Genomic DNA, 18671 nt, shown 5'->3' with positions numbered 1-18671 from the left:
CCGAAGCGCGGTCAAGACTGGCTGAGGGACGACGTTGTTACTACGTGACGTAAGGGGCGGCACATGATTGATCAGTTTGAGGTTCTCGACCGGATTCTTACGGCCGTTGGCGCAGAGCCGACGGAGCCACCAATGAAGTATTCGACGCGCGATGAGTCGCGAAGCGTCGGAATTCTCGCCGTGCCCGACTGCCCACAGCGGGGTATCACAACCTGGGCAACGATCGGCGCGAGCACCTTTGAAACTCCGGTACGCCGACAAGACGACCTGCCGATCCGAGTGGAGTTTGTCGCCGCAGTTGATGCCCGTCTCGAGAACTTTGCCGTCTCCGTATCGGCCTGCGCGTTCGCGCTGGGTGCAGACGTGCGCGTCGGCCCGGGCACGATCTATCGCGATGTCGTGTCGCCGATTCACCCGGCAACCACGACCCCTCATCTCTTTTCGGTGCCGCCATTCGTGTGGGCGAACGAGTTCGAAAGTATTGAGGGGGATGACGCGTACATCACGTGGTTGCAGCTCGTGCCCATCACTGACGACGAGGCGGCCTTCGCGGCCGAGCGCGGCTCCGACGCTTTGGGAGAGGTGTTCATGAAGACGCAACCCGACTTCTTTTCGTTCGAGCGCGTCAGCGCCCTCTTGCCCGAGGCGTAGACGTTGCCGGCCCTACGCTGGGCACGACAAGGGGGGGCGAATGTGGCACAGGCGCCCGCGTGTCGCGTGACCGTTGAACGGGCCCGCGCTCCCTGGGGCGAGACGTCGTGACGGAAGCCGTGGTTCCGCACCCGAGTGATCCCGGCGCCAGCGCGTGGCGTGAGCTCTTTGCATCGGGGCAGTCGTGGGTGGTTCCGTTCGATCGTGCTGCGGCGCTTCGTCGATTGCGCGGGTCCGTTGTCGTGATGGTCGGCTGTGCTGTGGTTATTGCGGCGTGGATGACGTTGACCGTCGTGATTCTTACGACCGGGTTCGTTGCCCCGGCGTATGCGTGGATATGCGGGCTGTTGGCGGTCGCGTTCAGCTTCATCTTCGTGCGGTTCTATCTGACGCACCGGCGTATGCGCATTGCGCGCGCGTCGACAGCGGAGTACCTCGTCGTTTCAGCGGAGGGGCTGCGTGTGGCCGGGCACGTCACCGTGCCGTGGTCGGTGGTGGGCGGCGGAATCGGTGTCGACGCGCGCAACGAAGTGCAGCCGGCCTACCGTGCCTTTGCCGTTGGCGTCGAACAGTATGCGGGTGTCATGCAAGCGGAGTTCGCGCTTTCGGTGCGGGGCGTCAGATCTCTCCGCGACGCGGCACCGCGCGATCTTCGTGCGCTCTTCGAGGTGATTGGCACGCATGGCGGCATCCGCATTCCCATCGACACGATGGTTCCGCCTGTGCACGTCGTGCGGGCCATGGAAGCGATCTGCGTAGCCGGGCTGATGAGCGGGGCGAACGTTGAGATCTCGTCAGACCGCGGGCGGGTCTTTACGCGTGTCATGGATGTACTCGGCCCAGGGCGCGGGCGATACCCGATAGGAGAGGGCCGCCCGGAATGGAGTGGCGACAAGTAGGGCGCGCAATTCCGGCGCGCGGGGGTACGAGGTGAGATGATCCCTTTTGTGGAGGCCAATCAGAGCAAGTCATCAACGCTGCGCGAAGTTCGGGCGACCAGCTTCGCCGTTGCCGCCTTCATCGTCGGCGCAATCCTGGCACTGTTCTTTGCCGGCGGGCGGTATCTGCCACTCGGTGGCACAGATTCTCTCGGGTCAATGGCCGGGTGGATCGCTGGCGGCTTGAGCGGTGTCGCCTTCGCGGGTGCGTACCTGCTCTCCGGCGGTGGGTCCAGCCAGCCGTCGCTCGCATGGCGCCACGAGGTTCCGCTCGCGAAGCGCATCATCGACCTGATCGCGCTGACCCTCGCCACGGCGATGTTCAACTATCTCGTCGTTATGGCGGTAGCCGCCGTGTTCCAGATGGGCTTCCGCGGCCTGGAAGTCGACCCGATCGGCGGGGCGGTTCTCGTCGGCTTCGCCGCAGCATCACTGGCCTATGTTGCGTCACTTGCGGGGGCACAGGTGTCGGGATCGTCGATTGCATCGCTCGCGATCTCGGTACTCTTCACCGGAACCATCGCGAGCATGGTGGGGTCGTCAGACGAGTCGTGGTGGCAGCTACACTTCTCCCAGCTCGGCAACACGAGCGGCGTCACCGGGTACCGCTTCAACCTCGCCCTGATCATCACGGGCTTCGTCATCACGGTGCTCGCGGGATACGTCGGGCAGGCGTTCGCGAGCGGATTGCGTCATCGGGGCGAAGAACCGGGGCGTCGCCCGCGCGTTCTCGCCGGGTTGTTCGTGGCGATCGGTCTGTGCATGGCGATGGTGGGATTCGTGCCTGACGCGGTGAGTTTTGTGATTCACGTGGGGTCGGCGTCGGGCATGGTCGTGCTGTTTGGCATCTTCGCGTTTTATGCGCTGCGGTACATCCCGGATCTTCCGAAAGACCTGATCGCCTTCACGACTGTCGTGGTGATCGGCATCATTGTCTCGGTGCTGTTGTGGGTGCCGATCGGGTACTACAACCTCACCGGCATGGAACTGATTGCCGCTGGCCTGCTCTTCGCCTGGCTCCTGGTCTTCGTGCGCTCCGCCGAGGCCTACGGCGCCGGCCCCGCCCGTGCCCCTGTGGCTGACCCGTCGCAAGCCAACCTCGTGCAACCGCCCCGCATCTAGTCCCACCGCCGGCGGCACCCCGCCTCGGCAACCGCACCCTGGTTCCGCTTCGACGACCTCACCCTGGTTCCGCCCTGCCGACCGCACCCTGGTTCCGCTCTGCAACGAGTTCACAGCCCGGCGACCGCCCGCGTGACCGTTCTGCATGATTTGGTCGCCGAAACCCGTGATATGGGGCTTGTTTTTCCTGCAGATCGTTCTCGATCCTGCAGAACGGTCACGAGCAACCCGCCAACAACCGTTATGCACGACGGGGGGTGGCTGGAGTGACCAGAGTGACTGATGAGGCATTTTCTGCGTGCGTACCGTTTTGAGTCGTGCGTAACGGTCGTTGACGCAGCGGGAAGTGCCGGCCGGGGGAGCGGAACGCGCTCAACCGCGGGGCGTCTGCCGGGACGGGCTCAACCGCCCGGCGGGATACGGGGAAGCGCTCGCGGGAGGAGTTCAACCGCGGGAGGGTAAAGCAAAACCCCCGTCATGTAGAAGCTAGACGAGGGTTTCTGGAACCATTGTAATGATGGTTCTTGTGGCTCCGACCGGCATCGATCCGGTGACCTTTCGATTTTCAGTCGAACGCTCTACCAACTGAGCTACAGAGCCTCACGGCACAAGTGTCGTGATCTGATATGCGAAAGGCCCTCTCTATGAAAGGGCCCGTCGCTTCAGAGCGACCCTGACGGGACTTGAACCCGCGACCTCCGCCGTGACAGGGCGGCACGCTAACCAACTGCGCTACAGGGCCATGAGATATTAAGTTGTAGTGTGACCCCAACGGGATTCGAACCCGTGCTACTGCCGTGAAAGGGCAGCGTCCTAGGCCACTAAACGATGGGGCCGGAGTGGCAGGCTACCGAGGTAGTTGCTCCTTGCCGACACCCAAGCATAAGGGGATTTTTGCCCCAAAACCAATTCGAGCGTGCATCTCGCGCGTGGCGCGCTCGGAATATGGTTGAAAATTCCTGATCAACAGCCAATTAGTCAAATGCAAAAAGTTTCACACTGATCTGCAGAGCGACACGCTGGTTCCGTCGTCGTCCGCACCACAATGCAAAGTACCCCCGTTACAAATGTGACTGGTGTTGTTAGTGTGGATGAGGTGACTGGCCCGCAGTCAAGGGAGTTTCTTGTGCCGATGACACATACTGATGACGAAACAGAAGAGAGCGGAACCGTGAAAAAGCGTCGTTCGCGCCGCGTTGGTGTCGTCGCTCGTCGCGCACTTTTCTCCACTCTTGCCGTCGCTGCACTTCTCGCGACCGGGCTCTCCGGCTTCGCTGCGCCTTCTGCCGATGCGGCCAACGTCGCTGCCGGCTACCCCACGTGGGAAGACGTGCAGAACGCCAAGAACAACGAGTCTCTGAAGGCGACCGAGATCGCCAACATTCAGGCCCTGATTTCAACCCTGCAGACAAATGTCGAGGTGACGCAGGCTGCGTCCGTTGCCGCTGGCGACGCGTACTACGCGGCGCAGCAGGAATACCTCATGCAGGAATACCGTGCAACCGAACTGCAGACCCAGGCTGACGCCGAGGCGGCAGCGGCAACCGATGCCGAGACCAAGGTTGGTCAGGTCGCATCCCAGCTCTATCGCTCAGGTGGCGACGACACCGCGCTGAAGCTGCTGTTCTCTGAAGACAGCACCGACGCCGATCAGCTGCTTAACCAGCTCGGTCAGATGGACAAGCTGATGGAGCGCAATCAGACCGTCTATGACGACGCCGTGCTTGCTACCAACTCCGCACAGTCGTTGAGCGATCAAGCAAAGGTCGCTCGCGACGAACGTGACCGCCTGCAGAAGATTGCTGAAGACGCGTGGGTCACCGCCCAGGCTGCTGCTCAGGCCGCAGCCGATGCGCTCGCCGCGCAACAGTCAAACCTGATGACGCTGCAGGCTCAGCTCCTCGCCCTGCAAGACGAAACGACGAACGTCACGACGCAGTACGAAGCTGGCGTTGAGGCCGAGCGTCAGCGACTCGCAGCAGAGGAGGCAGCGCGCATTGCGGCTGCCGAAGAGGCGCGTCGCCGAGCGGAAGAAGAAGCCGCGAAGAACCCGCCGGCCACGACTCCCCAGCCGCCCGCGGCTGGTGGCGGCGGTGGCGGTGGCGGTAGCTCCGCCGGAACCGGCGGCTGGGTTCGCCCGAGCTACGGTAGCCGCACCTCCGGGTACGGACCGCGCTATTCGCAGTGTGGCCCGAGCTACTGCATGTCGAGCTTCCACCAGGGCGTCGACCTGGCGTCTGGTTGTGGCTCCGGCATTTACGCCGCACAATCCGGAACCGTGACGTACGCCGGCTACAACGGTGGCTACGGCAACTACGTGCGCGTCGACCACGGTGGTGGTACGAGCACCGGGTACGCACACATCCAGTCAGGCGGAATTCTGGTCAACTACGGCCAGTGGGTCAATGCTGGCGACCTCATCGCGCTTGAGGGCAACACCGGAAACTCGTTCGGCTGCCACGTTCACTTCGAGGTCTACATTTGGGGCAGCACCATTAACCCCATCGACTTCATGGCCGCACGCGGCATTTGGGTCTAATCCAGGCATCAATCCGATGTGCGCAATCCGCATGGAACCTGCGACACTAGGGCTGTGACTGCCAACATCGGAACACCCCAGCAAAAGGTCAAGTTTCAGCGAGCCCACATGCTTGTTGAGCGCAAGGCGTACGACAAGGCTGAGGCCCTGTTCCGCGAGATCATTGAGATCGACCCCAAGTCGATGATCGGATGCCAGGCATCCGTCTCCTACGGCGAGCTGCTCACGTTGACCGACCCCGATGCTGCTCAGCTCGTGCTCGAAGCGGCCATCGAGAACATGGAAGCGTACCCCAACGAAGAGGTGCTCGACTGGGACCGCGAGCGCGCAGCACAGCTACTCGCCGCCCTCGCCGAAGCCTAAGCGCGAGCGCTAAACCACAACTCCCAAAACGCAGAACGGCCGCCCCGAAGGACGGCCGTTCTGACATAAACCCTTAGAGGGTCGAGGGAGCCTCGCCCGAGCCCTGGGTCTTGGTCTGACCCTCGTGCTCTTCGAAGCGCTCGTAAGCTTCCTTCACCAGGCGCTCTGCCTCAGCAGCGTCAGCCCAGTCGTCAACCTTGACCCACTTGTTGGGCTCGAGGTCCTTGTAGTGCTCGAAGAAGTGCGAGATTTCCTTCTTCGTGTACTCCGGAATGTCGTTGACATCCTGGATGTGGTCCCAACGCGGGTCGCCAGCCAGCACAGCAACAACCTTGTCGTCGCCGCCAGCCTCGTCGCTCATCTTGAGCACGCCAACGGGGCGAACCGAAGCCATGACACCCGGGAACAGCTGCTGGTCAAGCAGAAGCATGACGTCGAGCGGGTCGCCGTCTTCACCGAGGGTGTTCTCAAAGAATCCGTAGTCGGTGGGGTAACCAAAAACCGTGTACAACACGCGGTCCAGGAACACGCGACCGGTACCGTGGTCAACCTCGTACTTCACGCGGCTGCCGCGCGGAATCTCAATAACGGCGTCGTACGCGCCCATGCGTTTTCTCCTCAAAGAAGTGGAAGGGATCACATAAGACTACTTGCCATAGCTGAGACCTCCCACCGCCGAAAGTCCGGAGGGGTCACACAAAGGGCCGATGGCGGGCGAAACCATCAGCTGGCGAGGCGTGCGAACGGTACCGTTGAGAGGTGCCTTCGTTGAGTCCTGCTGTTGCTGAAATTCGTCGCGCCGTGCGCCCCGTTCTTGCCGATCGGGCGGGGGAGCGGGTCATCGTTGCCCTCTCTGGCGGCGCTGATTCGCTCGCGCTCACGGCGGCGACAGCGCACGAAGCGGCGAAGGCTGGTGTCAGCGTCACGACCGTCACCGTTGATCACGGCTTGCAAGACGGTTCGGCTGATATCGCCGAACGCGCCGCCGCACAGGCCCGCGCGCTGGCTGTCGATGCGATTGTCGTGACAGCGACGGTGGAGCGGAACCACGAAGACGGCCCGGAGGCCGCGGCACGCGAAGCGCGCTACGCCGAGCTTGAGCGGGTAGCCGCCGACCTGGGCGCGACCGCAATCTTGCTCGGTCACACTCGTGACGACCAAGCCGAAACCGTCCTGCTCGGCCTTGCCCGTGGTTCCGGCGCCGCCAGCCTCATGGGAATGGCGCCGTCATCGGGGCTTCGCGTGCGCCCACTGCTCGATGTTTCACGAGAAACCACGCAGGCGGCGTGCGCGGCCGAGAATCTTGAACCGTGGCACGACCCGCACAACGTTGACCCCAGCTATGCCCGCGTGCGCGTTCGCACGACGGTGCTGCCGACGCTCGAGACAGAGCTCGGCCCGGGCATCGCAGAAGCGCTCGCTCGTACGGCAGAGCAGCTCCGCGAAGACCACGACGCGTTTCAGGAGATCATCGACGAGACCATTGAAGACATCGTCGAGCCCGCCGAAGCTGGCATCGCGATCTCGGTATCGGCCCTCGCCGCCAACCCGGCAGCCCTGCGAAACCGCATCATTCGGTACGTCGTGGCGAGTGAGTTTCACGTCAGTTTGACGCGCGTGCAGACCCTTGAAGTTGCGCGTTTCGCGACCGACTGGCGCGGCCAGGGCCCGATCGACCTGCCCGGCTGCGAAGCCCGCCGCGAAGCCGGCAAGATCGTCATCTCAGCCCGCGCCTAGCGCCAACGCCAAGCGACGGAATCACGGCGAATGCAAGCAAAAAGGTGGCGCACCCCGAAGAATGCGCCACCCAAAAGTCAGGGCTCAATGACCCCAAGCAGAAGTCTTACTTCTTGCCGCCGAAGAGGCCGCCGAGCAGGTCGGTGATGCCGCCGAGGGGGCCGCCGTCTTTCTTGTCGTCGCCGCCACCGAGCACGCCGCTCAGGAGGTCGCCGATGCCACCGGTCCCGGCGTTGCTGCCGCCACCGCCGAGCAGGCCGCCGATGACGTCCATGATGCCGCCGCCACCGCCGCCGCCAGCCTCAGCCGACTGCGTCTTGTTCTTCGAGAGCATGCCCATAATGATCGGTGCGAGCATCGGCAGTAGCTGACCGAAGTCAATGCCGGCGGTCTTGTCGCTCTTGGTGAGCTCCTTCTCGACCGTCTCCTTCTTGTCGCCGAAGATATGGTTCAAGATCTTGCCGCCGTCAACCGCGTCAACCGACTTCACGTCAACCGTGTCGCCCTGGCCGCTGTGCTTGCCGAGTGCCTTTTCGATCGCGGAAGCGCCTTCGCTGGTCTGGGCGTTCTTCGCCAGACCGCTCAGAATCGTCGCCGATCCTTCTTCCACTGCCTGGGAAGCGACCGCCGAGTCCACGCCGAACTGCTTGGCAATGTCGTCAATCGGAAGCATCTTGAGAATGTCGCTCAGACCCGTCATGGGATCCCCTTCGTTCAAAAATTGCGCTGTCGACGCATGAGATTCATCGACAACCTACCGCCACTGTGACGCACGACCGCGCGACGCACAAGTAGCCTGCACGAATCGACACCGGGTGCGCACACGAGCGCGGCCTCCGCACATGCGCTCTCGCGTGCCTAGAATTGTGTTCATGCGTGCGGCAGATATTGCAGATGACCTGACCACCGTTCTTGTGACTGAAGAGCAGATTTATGCTCGCCTGGCCGAGTTGGGCCAGCAGGTCGCGAAGGATTACGAAGGTAAAGAGCTTGTGCTCGTGGGCGTGCTGAAGGGTGCGGTCATGGTGATGGCTGACTTCATGCGTGCGCTGCCGAAGCACGTCACGATGGACTGGATGGCCGTCTCGTCGTACGGTGCCAGCACGAAGTCGAGCGGTGTTGTACAGATTCGTAAAGACCTTGACATTGACCTCAATGGCAAGCACGTGCTGATCGTTGAAGACATCATTGACTCGGGTCTGACCCTCGCCTGGCTGCTGGAGAACTTCGAGTCTCGCGGGGTTGCCTCGATTGAGGTGCTCGCCCTGCTGCGCAAGCCCGACGCTATGAAGGTGGAGATCGACAGCCGCTACGTTGGCTTCGACATTCCGAGCGACTTCGTCGTCGGCTACGGCCTCGATTACGACGAGCGCTACCGCAACCTGCGCGACGTTGCCGTGCTCGCACCGCACGTCTACAGCTAAACCATCTGCTGGTTCCGCACCCACGGGGAGACGGAACCATGAGTGCCGTTGCAAAGAGGGCACGAGTTTCGGGCGTACGCCTTGGGCGAATCATCAGGCGCGGCATAGGGCCCGCGCGATAGCCTGGACAACAGCGCTTTTGGCGCGCACGCGAGAGAAGGGCCCGGGGGCGTAGCCCCGCACCATGAACGTGAAAAAGCTCATCAAGAACCCGGTGACGGTTGTGCTGTTGATCGGCCTGGCGCTGATTGTCGGGTTCAGCCTGTTCTCGTCGCTCGCGGCGCCGAAGCAGATCTCGACCCAGGAGGGTCTCGAGCTGCTCAAGGGCGACAGCGTCGTCGAGGTCACCACGACCGATGGTGACCAGCGCGTTGACATGAAGCTGTCGAAGGAGTTCGAGGGCGCGAAAGACGTCCAGTTCTACTACAACTCGGCTCGTGCTGACGACGTGATCTCAGCGATCAACGACAGCGACCCGAAGGACGGCTTCAACGACGTTGTGCCGCGCCCGAGCTTCCTTGATGGCCTGCTCTCGCTCATGATCCCGATCCTGCTGCTGGGTCTGCTGTTCTGGTTCCTGATGTCTAGCGCTCAGGGCGGCGGCGGCAAGATCATGCAGTTCGGCAAGTCGCGCGCGAAGCTCGTCTCGAAGGAGTCACCGACCGTCACGTTCGATGACGTCGCCGGTGCAGACGAGGCGATCGAAGAGCTCGACGAGATTAAAGACTTCTTGCAAGACCCGGCCAAGTTCCAGGCCGTTGGCGCCAAGATTCCGAAGGGCGTGCTGCTGTACGGCCCTCCCGGAACAGGTAAGACGCTCCTTGCACGCGCCGTTGCTGGCGAAGCGGGCGTTCCGTTCTACTCGATTTCTGGTTCCGACTTTGTCGAAATGTTCGTCGGTGTCGGTGCCAGCCGTGTGCGTGACCTCTTCACACAGGCGAAGGAGAACTCGCCGGCCATCATCTTCATCGATGAGATTGACGCCGTCGGTCGCCACCGTGGCGCCGGTATGGGTGGCGGTCACGACGAGCGCGAGCAGACGCTCAACCAGATGCTCGTCGAGATGGACGGCTTCGACCCGAAGCAGAACGTCATCGTCATCGCGGCAACGAACCGCCCCGACATTCTTGACCCGGCACTGCTGCGCCCGGGCCGCTTCGACCGTCAGATTGGCGTCGACGCGCCTGACCTGAAGGGCCGCCTGCGCATTCTTCAGGTGCACGGCCGCGGCAAGCCGCTTGCCGACAGCGTTGACCTCGAGGTCGTTGCGCGCAAGACGCCCGGCTTCACCGGCGCTGACCTCGCCAACGTGCTCAACGAGGCCGCTCTGCTGACGGCGCGCTCCAACGCGCAGCTGATCGACAACCGCGCTCTCGACGAGGCGATCGACCGCGGCATTGCCGGCCCGCAGCGCCGCAGCCGCGTTATGAAAGACCGCGAAAAGCTCATCACCGCCTACCACGAGGGTGGTCACGCCCTCGCTGCTGCCGCGATGAACTTCACCGACCCGGTCACGAAGGTCACGATTCTGCCGCGCGGTAAGGCCCTCGGTTACACGATGGTGTTGCCGGTCGACGACAAGTACTCCGTCACCCGCAACGAGCTGCAAGACCAGCTCACCTACGCGATGGGTGGCCGTGTTGCTGAAGAGATCGTCTTCCACGACCCCACCACAGGTGCGTCAAACGACATCGAAAAGGCCACGAACATCGCCCGCAAGATGGTCACCGAGTACGGCATGACCACCGAGGTCGGCCCGGTCAAGCTGGGCTCGGCGAGCGGCGAGGTCTTCATGGGTCGCGACATGGGTCACGGCCGCGAATACTCCGAGCGCGTCGCCGAGCGCGTCGACGTTGAGGTGCGCGCACTCATTGAGCGTGCCCACGACGAGGCGTACGCGGTGCTCAACGACAACCGCGACATTCTTGACCTGCTGGCCGCTGAGCTGCTCGACAAGGAGACGCTCGACCACCTGCAGCTTGAAGAGATCTTCAAAAACGTACGCAAGCTTCCGGTGCGTGAACAGTGGCTCTCGAGCGACGAACGCCCGGTTTCGACATTGCCGCCGGTTGAGGTGCCCACGAAGGTGGTTCCGGTCGAGTCTGCCGCCGAAATGGCAGAGGCTGAGCCGACCCACGTTGACGAAGATGGCGAGAACGCTGAGGCCGTCACCGAGGTTGCCGAGGCTCTCGCCGAAGCAGAAGCACCGGCTGAGCAGGTAGCGGAACCAGCAGAGACTGCCGCGGAGCCTACGGTTGTTGAGGCGCCCCCGGTGCCGACGCTGCCAGACGCCCCCGTGGTTCCGCCGCGCCCCGAGCTTCCCGACGAACCGAAGAAGTGACATGGCCGTTGATCGCGCTCGCATTGCGGAGCTCGTGCGCGAACTGATCGTTGCGATCGGTGAAGACCCGGAGCGTCCAGGGCTGAGCGGAACCCCGGAGCGGGTGGCGACGACGTGGGCTGAGTTTTTCAGCGGCGTTGGCATGGATGAAACCGAACCACTCTCGCACACGATCAGCGTTTCGCACGGCCCGGCGCCGGAGACGGTGCCGTCGGGCGCGGTGATTTTGCGTGACGTGCACTTCCGATCGATGTGCGAGCATCACCTGCTGCCCTTCCTCGGGCGGGCGCACATTGCGTACCTTCCCGGCGACGATGTCGTGGGGCTCGGCGCGCTGCCGAAGGTCGTCGAGATTCTCGCCGCCCGCCCGCAGGTGCAGGAGCGCCTGGGGGAGCAGATCGCCGAGACGATTGCAACGAAGCTCAACGCGCGCGGATCCCTCGTGATTCTCGACGCCCAGCACCAGTGCGTCACCGCCCGCGGCGGCAAGCAGGTCGACGCGAGCACCGTGACGATCGCGGCCCGCGGCGAGCTTGCCGAGCCCGCAGCACGTGCAGAACTGATCGCTTTGATTGGCCGCGGCGCATGACCCAGCTGTGGGGCATCGTCAACGTCACACCTGATTCTTTCTCCGACGGTGGGCGTTACGCCTCGGTGGACGCTGCGATGGCGCACGGTTACGAGCTGCTGGCCGCCGGCGCTCACGTGCTTGACATCGGTGGCGAATCCACGCGCCCTGGTTCACAGCGCGTGCCGGTCGAGGTCGAGCAGCAGCGCGTGATTCCGGTAATTGAAGCACTAGCTGAGGCGGGTGCCGTCATCAGCATCGACACCATGAATGCGTCAACCGCGGCCGCCGCAGTACGCGCCGGGGCCAGATACATCAATGATGTTGCGGGTGGCTTGGCTGACCCCGACATGTACGCCGCCGCCGCCGAAAGCGGCGCCGACTACGTGCTCGGTCACTGGCGCGGCCCGTCGAGCGACATGTATGCCCTGGCGAACTACACAAACGTCGGTGCCGAGGTCGCAGCCGAAATCACCGAGCGACTCGCCGGTGCTCTCGCCGCGGGTATCGCCCCCGAGCGCATCGTCGTTGACCCCGGCGTGGGCTTCGCGAAGACGGCCGAGCACAACTGGACTCTGCTGCGTGAGCTCGACCACGTCAGCGCCCTCGGCCACCGCGTGCTGATCGGAACGTCACGCAAGCGCTTCTTCACAACTGCGCTCGGCGATGACGCCACCGAAGAGCAGCGCGACGTCGCGACGGCCGTCACCTCGGTGCTCGCCGCACAGGCCGGAGCATGGGCCGTGCGCGTACACAACGTCGCCGTCAACCGCGATGCTCTCGCCGTCGCTGCAGCCTGGCAAGGAGTCACGAATGACTGATCTCATCACCCTCACCGGGCTGCGCGTTTTCGGCCGCCACGGTGTCTTCGATTTTGAGCGCGAGAACGGCCAGGAGTTCGTCATCGACGTCACACTGCGCCTCGACCTCGCGGTCGCCGCAGCTTCCGACGATGTACTCGACACCGTGCACTACGGCGAGCTCGCCGATGCGCTCGCCGCGATCGTCGCAGGCGAACCTGTCAACCTCATCGAAACCCTCGCCGAGCGCCTCGCCACCGAGACTCTGCGAGATGCCCGCGTGCAGTGGTGCCGCATCACGGTGCACAAGCCGCAGGCTCCGATCGAGCAAACCTTCGCGGACGTTTCAGTGACGGTTGAGCGGGAGCAGACAAGCGGAACCAGTGCTGTAGCCGCCACGGATGCTGCGGCTCGCACCGTGGTTCCGTCGACGGAAGCAGACGCCACATGAGGCGTCCGGGCCCGATCACGCCGCCGCCACCCAGCGCCCGCCGCGCACCGGTGCGCGCTGTCGTCGCACTCGGATCCAACCTCGGTGACCGCGCGCAGATCATTGCTGACGCGCGTGACGCACTCGCGAAGCTGCCGCTCACGACCGACGTGACGATGGCCGAGCCGATCGAATCCGTTGCTCTCACGCTTGAGGGGCTCGACGACTCGAAGCCCTCGTACCTCAACACCGTCGCGCTCGTCACCACGACGCTCGCGCCGAGCATGTTGCTCGCGCACCTGCACGGCATTGAAAAGGAGCACGGTCGGGAGCGCATTGTGCGCTGGGGTGATCGCACGCTCGACCTCGACCTCATCGCGTACGGTGACGTGCAGAGCGATGATCCGCACCTGCTGTTGCCGCACCCGCGTGCCGCTGAACGCGACTTCGTTCTCGCACCGTGGCTGACGCTCGACGCTGACGCCGAGCTCGTCGGCTACGGCCGCGTCGCTGATCTGCTGGCCGGGCTGCGGGGTGAAGCATGAAGCGCACTGGCGCACGTGCGCTCTCCATTGCTGCCGGCGCAGGTCTCGTCGCCGGGTTCCTCACCGACCAGGTTCTGACGTGGATGCGCCAGCCGACGTTCACGCCCGCGTGGTCGTTGCCGATCGTCCTGGCACTGCTGGCGATCGCGTGCCTGTACTTCGCGTGGCCGGTGCGCCGCCAATTGAAGGGCGCGAAGCCCGGTTCGGTTGACGCGATTCGGGCCTTCCGTACGGTGACCCTCGCGCGCTCTGCGAGCCTCGTCGGTGCCGTGTCGGCTGGGTTCGGGCTGGGACTCCTCGGCTTTCTGTTGACCCGGCCGGTGCAACCCCCGGTAGGCTCAGTCACGGTTATTGGGGTGACCGTTGGCGTCGCTGTTTTGCTTGTTATCGCCGCCCTGGTAGCTGAAAGTTTTTGCGTGCTGCCGAAGGATGATGATGACGACCCCCATGCAACCGAACTCTGAGCCTGTCGTTCCGGTGCAGCCGCCGTTGCCTCCAGCTCAGCCGCAGGTCACACCCGCTCAGCCGCAGGTTCCGCTCGTCGAGTCCATGCAGCCGGCCGCGGTGCCGTCGAATGGGCCGCACCCGGTACTGGATAGCGGAACCTTCACAGGGTTGAAGACGGCGCGCTCGGAAAAGCGGCTGGAGCTGGACGGCACGTGGCACCAGATTTCGCCGAAGTATGTGCGGGAGCAGCTCATCGCCAGCGCTCTGCTGCTGCTTCTTCCGGCCGCCGTCGTGGTTGCCATGCTGGTGGACTTCATTCCGAACAACGTGTGGATCTGGATCGTACTCGGTGCCGGAACCGCGCTTCTGCTGGTCACGATGATCATCACGCCGCGTCAGGCGCGTGCCATCGGGTACCGCTTGCGCGATGACGACCTGGTATTTCGCAAGGGCATTCTGTGGCAACGCATTGTTGCCGTGCCGTACGGTCGCATGCAGCTCGTCGACATTTCGCACGGCCCGATGGACCGTGGCTTCGGCCTCGCACAGCTCAAGATGGTGACCGCTGCGGCAACGACGGGCGTCACGATTCCCGGCCTCACGCAGGAGGCCGCAGAGGTTCTTCGCGACACCCTGATCGACGTCGCAGAAACGCGACGGACCGGACTGTGAGCGGCAACCTCTACCCGCCGCGGACCCCCGCCGACCCCGTCGACGGGGCGCCTGCGCATCCCGGCTCGTACGCACCCGCGCAACCCCATGGTTCCGCCGGCCCCGTTCTGCAGAGCGATCTGAGCGACGGCGAATGGCACCGCCTGCACCCGTTGACGCCGCTGTTGCAGGGCGGCATCGTGCTGATTGTGCTGTTCGGTATCGTCCTCAGCAACCTGCAGGGGCGCATCGTCAGCATCTTCTTCCCGGCCGATGAGCTCAACGAATACATGGATGAGTTCAACGGTGACCCCATCGACTGGGTACTCGCGAACAACCTGTGGCTTGCCGCGCTCGGCGTGATTGCCGGAGCGCTCGTGCTGTTCATCGGTGGCTTTTATCTGTCGTGGCGGTTCCACAAGTTCCGCATTAGCGAAGCCGACGTTGAGGTCACGCAGGGCATTCTGTTTCGCAAGCACCGCCGCGCACCGCTTGACCGGGTGCAGGGTGTCAACCTCACGCGTCCGTTTGTTGCGCGCCTGATTGGTCTCGCCAAGCTTGAAGTTGTGGGCGCGGGTAACGACGCGAACGTACCGTTGGAGTACCTCACGACGCGCAACGCAGAACTGGTGCGCAGCGACATTCTGCGCCTCGCATCGGGCGCCCGGATCGCACGTGCCGAGCGCACCGGCAACCCGTCGGCCGCACAGCGTGCCCACATTCTCGACACGTTTGGTGCGGGCGTTACTGGGCTCGTCAGCGGTGCCGAGACCCCGGTGGGTGAGCCCGCGAGCGTCGTGTCGATTCCGACCGAACGCCTGATCGCCTCGACTCTGATCAGCACCAGCACCATCGGGCTCATCGCGATGGCCGCGTTGATCATCGTCATGGTTAACGTGACCGACCAGCCGTGGATTCTGTTCTCCCTCGTGCCCGCCTTCTTGGCGATCGCGGGTGTGAACATCAGCCAACTATTCAAGTCGCTGCGGTACTCGATTGCGCCAACGCCGGATGGTGTGCGCGTGGTGTTTGGTCTCACCACGACGATCACCGAGATTCTGCCGCCGGGTCGCGTGCACGCTCTCGCCGTCACACAATCGCTCATGTGGCGGCCATTCGGCTGGTACCGCATTCGCCTCATCCGCCTCAGCGGAAAGAACATCAACCAGGGGCAGGTCGACCAGTTCCAGGTGGTACTGCCCGTCGGTAAGCGCGCCGATGTCGAAAAGGTTCTCGCGTTGCTCATGCCCGATGTTGCCGCGAGCGACTGGGCGTACGCGTTTGAGCACGGTGCCGCACGGCTCCCCAAGAACGACCCGTTCACCGTGACGCCGAAGCGCGCCTGGTTCATTCGTCCGCTGTCGTTCCGACGCAACGGATTCCTGATGCACCCGCGCGCCATCATGCTGCGCCGCGGCCAGATCTGGCGTTCGCTCGCGATCTTCCCGCTCGCGCGCGTGCAGAGCGTCGCGATGACGCAGGGCCCGCTCGATCGCCTGCTCAGTGTTGGCACCCTGCAGGTGCACACGGTGATGGGCTCCTTCACCGGAAACCTGGCGGCCATCGACCGTGACGCGCTCCTCGCTGTGTGGGCGCAGGCCGAGGTGGGAATTCTTGCCGCCGGAAACGAAGACCACACCCACCGTTGGGGTGCGAGCGCGGAGGCGGAACCAGTAGTTGCGGCTTCGAGTGCGCCGTCGGCTCCGCAGACGGGGGAGACGGTATGACCCGCGAAGGCAGACTCGGCGTTGGTGTTATTGGTGCCGGAGTCGTCGGGCCGGTGATCGCCGCCGCACTCGCGGGCGCTGGCCACGCCCTCACCGGAATCACGCGGGGGAGTGAAGACGACCGCGTCAGCGCGATGCTTCCTCACGTTCCGCTGCTGGAAGCCGAAGAGATTCTCCGGCGCAGCGAACTCGTCGTGCTCGCTGTGCCTCACGACGAGTTACCCGCGCTCGTGACTGGCCTTGCTCAGGTGGGCGCCTGGCAAATGGGCCAGCTCGTGATGCACGTTGACGCCGCATACGGGGTTGAGGTGCTACGGCCCGCAGCCGAAAAGGGTGCGATTCCGCTCGCCGTTCACCCTGCCATCAGCTTCACCGGCTCCCGCATTGACCTGACACAGTTGCAGTCCGCGTGGGCCGCAGTCACCGCACCCGGCCCTGTGCTGCCGATTGCGCAGGCGCTCGCGGTGGAGATGGGGTGTGAGCCGATCGTTGTCGATGAAGCAGATCGCCCCGCATACGCCGAGGCCATCCAGACCGCGACGACGTTCTCGAGCGCCATTGTGCATCAGGCATCCGACCTGTTGCGGGGCATTGGCGTCGAGAACCCGGGTGGGTATCTGTCGGCGCTGATTCGCTCCACGGTCGACCGGGCGCTGAGCGAAGCAACGCCTCGCGACCTCGCCGTCACCGAGCTTGACGACTTTCTCGGTGACGACTGGGCCGAGCTTCCTGACGGCCCCGACGACGACAACTGACGCACGCCGGTCACCGGTCGGGCGCACAGGTTCGGCTCGATAGACTAGGGGTTGACTTTTTGAGGAGATCCCATGTCTGACCAGCAGTCCGCTGAGCCCACCGAACCCACCGAAGAAGACATCTTCGAGCAGAAGGCCGTTCGTCTGGCAAAGCGCGCGAAGCTGATCGAGCAGCGAGACAGCCTCGCCGGTGGCGCGTACCCCGTCACCGTTCCGGTCACCACGACGATCGGTGCGCTGCGCGCCGAGTACGGCGAGCTTGAGGCTGACACCGCTACCGGCGTGACCGCTGGCGTCGCTGGCCGCGTCGTCTTCAGCCGCAACACCGGCAAGCTGTGCTTCGCCACGCTGCAGGCCGGCGACGGCTCGCGCATTCAGGCCATGATCTCGCTCGCAAACGTCGGCGAAGAATCGCTCGCGGCGTACAAGGAGCTCGTTGACCTCGGCGACCACGTCTTCGTCTCGGGCGAGGTCATCTCCTCCCGCCGTGGTGAACTGTCGATCATGGTGAACGAGTGGCAGATCGCATCGAAGGCGATTCTGCCGCTGCCGAACATGTACTCCGAGCTGAGCGAAGAGACCCGCGTTCGTAGCCGCTTCCTTGACCTGATCGTGCGCGACCAGGCTCGTGCCAACGCTGTCGCCCGTGCCAAGACCAACGCGTCGCTGCGCGCCACGTTTGCAAAGCGCGACTTCCTTGAGATCGAGACCCCGATGCTCCAGGTGCAGCACGGTGGCGCTTCGGCTCGTCCGTTCATCACGAACTCAAACGCGTTCGACACCGACCTCTACCTGCGCATCGCTCCCGAGCTGTACCTCAAGCGTGCCGTTGTCGGTGGCCTGGACCGCGTGTTCGAGATCAACCGCAACTTCCGCAACGAGGGAGCTGACTCCACGCACAGCCCCGAGTTCGCCATGCTCGAGGCCTACCAGTCGTACACCGACTACAACGGCATTGCCGACCTCACGCAGGAGCTCATTCAGGAAGCAGCGATCGCTGTTTCCGGATCGACAACGGTGACTTGGGCAGACGGCACCGAGTTTGACCTCGGTGGTCAGTGGGACCGCATCTCGATGTACGACTCGCTGTCGGCTGCCGCTGGCGTGACGATCACGCCGGAGACGTCGCTCGCAGACCTCAAGGCTCTCGCCGACAAGGAGGGCGTCGACGTTCCGGAGAAGGTCGCGACCCACGGCAAGTACGTGGAAGAGCTCTGGGAGCACTTCGTGAAGGGCGGCCTCGAGCGCCCCACGTTCGTCATGGACTTCCCCGTCGACACCAGCCCGCTCGTGCGTGAGCACCGCAGCATTCCGGGCGTTGTCGAGAAGTGGGACCTCTACGTTCGCGGCTTCGAGCTGGCCACCGGCTACTCCGAACTCATCGACCCCGTCATCCAGCGCGAGCGCTTCGTCGAGCAGGCCAAGCTTGCCGCCCGCGGTGACGATGAAGCGATGCGCGTCGATGAAGAATTCTTGCGCGCTCTCGAGCACGCCATGCCGCCGACGGGTGGCATGGGCATGGGCATCGACCGCCTGCTGATGGCCATCACCGGCCTCGGCATTCGCGAAACGATTCTCTTCCCCCTCGTGAAGTAGCGATTCTTTCATCGCACTGGCGCACTGGCTTCGGCCG

At 63.9% G+C, this 18671-nt stretch carries 19 protein-coding genes and 3 tRNA genes; 17 read left to right on the top strand and 5 right to left on the bottom strand.

The genetic code is table 11. The annotated features are described in order from the left end of the window. Positions 1-63: 63 nt before the first annotated feature. The 3 genes from ACQUSY_RS03915 to ACQUSY_RS03905 all read left to right on the top strand — a co-directional run bounded on the left by ACQUSY_RS03915 (position 64) and on the right by ACQUSY_RS03905 (position 2711). A complete protein-coding gene (locus ACQUSY_RS03915; protein ID WP_428903205.1) occupies positions 64-651 on the top strand; it encodes a suppressor of fused domain protein in 588 nt (195 codons plus the stop codon). Between the two features lie 107 nt (positions 652-758). Continuing rightward, positions 759-1550: a hypothetical protein gene (locus ACQUSY_RS03910; RefSeq protein WP_428903204.1), complete on the top strand. Its 792-nt coding sequence runs from the start codon at positions 759-761 to the stop codon at positions 1548-1550. A gap of 36 nt (positions 1551-1586) precedes the next feature. Further along, complete coding sequence (locus ACQUSY_RS03905; RefSeq protein ID WP_428903203.1) at positions 1587-2711, top strand: DUF998 domain-containing protein; 1125 nt, start codon at positions 1587-1589, stop codon at positions 2709-2711. Between the two features lie 527 nt (positions 2712-3238). Here ACQUSY_RS03905 and ACQUSY_RS03900 read toward each other — a convergent pair. The 3 genes from ACQUSY_RS03900 to ACQUSY_RS03890 all read right to left on the bottom strand — a co-directional run bounded on the left by ACQUSY_RS03900 (position 3239) and on the right by ACQUSY_RS03890 (position 3547). After that, positions 3239-3311, bottom strand: a tRNA-Phe gene (locus ACQUSY_RS03900). A gap of 68 nt (positions 3312-3379) precedes the next feature. Beyond that, positions 3380-3453, bottom strand: a tRNA-Asp gene (locus tag ACQUSY_RS03895). A 21-nt stretch (positions 3454-3474) separates the two neighbouring features. After that, a tRNA-Glu gene (locus ACQUSY_RS03890) sits at positions 3475-3547 on the bottom strand. A 296-nt stretch (positions 3548-3843) separates the two neighbouring features. Here ACQUSY_RS03890 and ACQUSY_RS03885 point away from each other — a divergent pair. Beyond that, the gene (locus tag ACQUSY_RS03885) at positions 3844-5250 is read left to right on the top strand and encodes a peptidoglycan DD-metalloendopeptidase family protein (protein ID WP_428903202.1); all 1407 of its coding nucleotides are present in this window, start codon (positions 3844-3846) and stop codon (positions 5248-5250) included. Between the two features lie 54 nt (positions 5251-5304). Further along, positions 5305-5613: a hypothetical protein gene (locus tag ACQUSY_RS03880; protein WP_428903201.1), complete on the top strand. Its 309-nt coding sequence runs from the start codon at positions 5305-5307 to the stop codon at positions 5611-5613. Between the two features lie 73 nt (positions 5614-5686). On the opposite strand, the gene ACQUSY_RS03875 is transcribed toward ACQUSY_RS03880, so the two are convergent. Beyond that, positions 5687-6220 carry an inorganic diphosphatase gene (locus ACQUSY_RS03875; protein ID WP_428903200.1) on the bottom strand — a complete coding sequence of 178 codons (534 nt, stop codon included), beginning with the start codon at positions 6218-6220 and terminating at the stop codon, positions 5687-5689. Positions 6221-6372: 152 nt separating this feature from the next. Here ACQUSY_RS03875 and tilS point away from each other — a divergent pair, with 152 nt between their 5' ends. Beyond that, on the top strand, positions 6373-7350 hold the full coding sequence (tilS, locus tag ACQUSY_RS03870; protein ID WP_428903199.1) for a tRNA lysidine(34) synthetase TilS: 978 nt from the start codon (positions 6373-6375) through the stop codon (positions 7348-7350). Positions 7351-7456: 106 nt separating this feature from the next. Here tilS and ACQUSY_RS03865 read toward each other — a convergent pair whose 3' ends face one another. After that, on the bottom strand, positions 7457-8050 hold the full coding sequence (locus ACQUSY_RS03865; RefSeq protein ID WP_428903198.1) for a DUF937 domain-containing protein: 594 nt from the start codon (positions 8048-8050) through the stop codon (positions 7457-7459). A gap of 172 nt (positions 8051-8222) precedes the next feature. On the opposite strand from ACQUSY_RS03865, the gene hpt reads away from it, so the two are divergent. From hpt to lysS, 11 genes are all read left to right on the top strand, one after another. Then, positions 8223-8774, top strand: coding sequence for a hypoxanthine phosphoribosyltransferase (hpt, locus tag ACQUSY_RS03860; protein WP_428903197.1), 552 nt, complete (start codon positions 8223-8225; stop codon positions 8772-8774). Between the two features lie 184 nt (positions 8775-8958). Beyond that, positions 8959-11115 carry an ATP-dependent zinc metalloprotease FtsH gene (gene ftsH / locus ACQUSY_RS03855; RefSeq protein WP_428903196.1) on the top strand — a complete coding sequence of 719 codons (2157 nt, stop codon included), beginning with the start codon at positions 8959-8961 and terminating at the stop codon, positions 11113-11115. 1 nt (position 11116) lies between these two features. Further along, the gene (gene folE / locus ACQUSY_RS03850) at positions 11117-11704 is read left to right on the top strand and encodes a GTP cyclohydrolase I (protein ID WP_428903195.1); all 588 of its coding nucleotides are present in this window, start codon (positions 11117-11119) and stop codon (positions 11702-11704) included. Next, positions 11701-12504: a dihydropteroate synthase gene (gene folP / locus ACQUSY_RS03845; RefSeq protein ID WP_428903194.1), complete on the top strand. Its 804-nt coding sequence runs from the start codon at positions 11701-11703 to the stop codon at positions 12502-12504. Before folE ends, folP begins: the two co-directional genes overlap by 4 nt. Next, complete coding sequence (gene folB / locus ACQUSY_RS03840; RefSeq protein WP_428903193.1) at positions 12497-12934, top strand: dihydroneopterin aldolase; 438 nt, start codon at positions 12497-12499, stop codon at positions 12932-12934. The genes folP and folB overlap by 8 nt, the downstream gene beginning before the upstream one ends. Next, positions 12931-13458 carry a 2-amino-4-hydroxy-6-hydroxymethyldihydropteridine diphosphokinase gene (gene folK, locus ACQUSY_RS03835; RefSeq protein ID WP_428903192.1) on the top strand — a complete coding sequence of 176 codons (528 nt, stop codon included), beginning with the start codon at positions 12931-12933 and terminating at the stop codon, positions 13456-13458. The genes folB and folK overlap by 4 nt, the downstream gene beginning before the upstream one ends. After that, on the top strand, positions 13455-13922 hold the full coding sequence (locus ACQUSY_RS03830; protein ID WP_428903191.1) for a DUF3180 domain-containing protein: 468 nt from the start codon (positions 13455-13457) through the stop codon (positions 13920-13922). Before folK ends, ACQUSY_RS03830 begins: the two co-directional genes overlap by 4 nt. 85 nt (positions 13923-14007) lie before the next feature. Beyond that, positions 14008-14577 carry a PH domain-containing protein gene (locus ACQUSY_RS03825; RefSeq protein WP_428903298.1) on the top strand — a complete coding sequence of 190 codons (570 nt, stop codon included), beginning with the start codon at positions 14008-14010 and terminating at the stop codon, positions 14575-14577. Further along, complete coding sequence (locus tag ACQUSY_RS03820; protein ID WP_428903190.1) at positions 14574-16283, top strand: PH domain-containing protein; 1710 nt, start codon at positions 14574-14576, stop codon at positions 16281-16283. The genes ACQUSY_RS03825 and ACQUSY_RS03820 overlap by 4 nt, the downstream gene beginning before the upstream one ends. Next, positions 16280-17038, top strand: a complete 759-nt coding sequence (locus ACQUSY_RS03815) for a DUF2520 domain-containing protein (protein WP_428903189.1) — start codon at positions 16280-16282, stop codon at positions 17036-17038. The genes ACQUSY_RS03820 and ACQUSY_RS03815 overlap by 4 nt, the downstream gene beginning before the upstream one ends. A 72-nt stretch (positions 17039-17110) precedes the next feature. Continuing rightward, positions 17111-18634, top strand: coding sequence for a lysine--tRNA ligase (gene lysS, locus ACQUSY_RS03810; RefSeq protein ID WP_428903188.1), 1524 nt, complete (start codon positions 17111-17113; stop codon positions 18632-18634). Positions 18635-18671 lie beyond the last annotated feature (37 nt).

It is taken from the genome of Microbacterium daqui, assembly GCF_050408675.1.
Lineage (GTDB): Bacteria > Actinomycetota > Actinomycetes > Actinomycetales > Microbacteriaceae > Microbacterium.
This window is presented reverse-complemented; position numbering and strand designations above follow the sequence as displayed.

Coding starts and splice junctions, on each gene's coding strand:
- ACQUSY_RS03915 (WP_428903205.1), top strand. CDS start 64: ATGATTGATCAGTTTGAGGTTCTCGACCGGATTCTTACGGCCGTTGGC.
- ACQUSY_RS03905 (WP_428903203.1), top strand. CDS start 1,587: ATGATCCCTTTTGTGGAGGCCAATCAGAGCAAGTCATCAACGCTGCGC.
- ACQUSY_RS03885 (WP_428903202.1), top strand. CDS start 3,844: ATGACACATACTGATGACGAAACAGAAGAGAGCGGAACCGTGAAAAAG.
- ACQUSY_RS03875 (WP_428903200.1), bottom strand. CDS start 6,220: ATGGGCGCGTACGACGCCGTTATTGAGATTCCGCGCGGCAGCCGCGTG.
- ACQUSY_RS03865 (WP_428903198.1), bottom strand. CDS start 8,050: ATGACGGGTCTGAGCGACATTCTCAAGATGCTTCCGATTGACGACATT.
- hpt (WP_428903197.1), top strand. CDS start 8,223: ATGCGTGCGGCAGATATTGCAGATGACCTGACCACCGTTCTTGTGACT.
- ftsH (WP_428903196.1), top strand. CDS start 8,959: ATGAACGTGAAAAAGCTCATCAAGAACCCGGTGACGGTTGTGCTGTTG.
- folE (WP_428903195.1), top strand. CDS start 11,117: ATGGCCGTTGATCGCGCTCGCATTGCGGAGCTCGTGCGCGAACTGATC.
- folP (WP_428903194.1), top strand. CDS start 11,701: ATGACCCAGCTGTGGGGCATCGTCAACGTCACACCTGATTCTTTCTCC.
- folB (WP_428903193.1), top strand. CDS start 12,497: ATGACTGATCTCATCACCCTCACCGGGCTGCGCGTTTTCGGCCGCCAC.
- folK (WP_428903192.1), top strand. CDS start 12,931: ATGAGGCGTCCGGGCCCGATCACGCCGCCGCCACCCAGCGCCCGCCGC.
- ACQUSY_RS03830 (WP_428903191.1), top strand. CDS start 13,455: ATGAAGCGCACTGGCGCACGTGCGCTCTCCATTGCTGCCGGCGCAGGT.
- ACQUSY_RS03825 (WP_428903298.1), top strand. CDS start 14,008: ATGCAGCCGGCCGCGGTGCCGTCGAATGGGCCGCACCCGGTACTGGAT.
- ACQUSY_RS03815 (WP_428903189.1), top strand. CDS start 16,280: ATGACCCGCGAAGGCAGACTCGGCGTTGGTGTTATTGGTGCCGGAGTC.
- lysS (WP_428903188.1), top strand. CDS start 17,111: ATGTCTGACCAGCAGTCCGCTGAGCCCACCGAACCCACCGAAGAAGAC.